At 29.4% G+C, this 343-nt stretch carries 1 pseudogene; it reads right to left on the minus strand.

Annotated elements, in window-relative coordinates:
• Positions 1–72 precede the first annotated feature (72 nt).
• Positions 73–343 (minus strand): annotated as a pseudogene (locus tag GOQ24_RS10380) (IS21 family transposase); the annotation flags it as partial.

Here is a 343-nt window from a genome sequence, read left to right on the forward strand (position 1 = left end):
TCTTTTCATACCATTAAGCCTAAGTTTTTGCATTTTTTCAATTGTTGCATTAACATTCATAAACATAAAGATTTAGTTAAAATAATTATTCCCTCTGATATTCTCATGTTGGGGTATAGCTTGTAAGTTTTGTTCTAATTCCTGTTGATCTAATCCGTTTTTTAAAATATTTTCAATAGCCTTATAGCTTATATGTTCATAAGCTAACGCTCGTTTACAAGCTAAGTTTAGTCTAGAATTTCCTACTTTACTAGCAAAGGACAAAACAGCTATACATGATTTAAAGCTCTGTTCTACAAAGGTTTGTTTGTGCAGTATTTTCCCAATAAAAGCTTTTGTTTCA

It is taken from the genome of Myroides sp. LoEW2-1 (assembly GCF_009767705.1).
GTDB classification, from domain to species: domain Bacteria; phylum Bacteroidota; class Bacteroidia; order Flavobacteriales; family Flavobacteriaceae; genus Flavobacterium; species Flavobacterium album_A.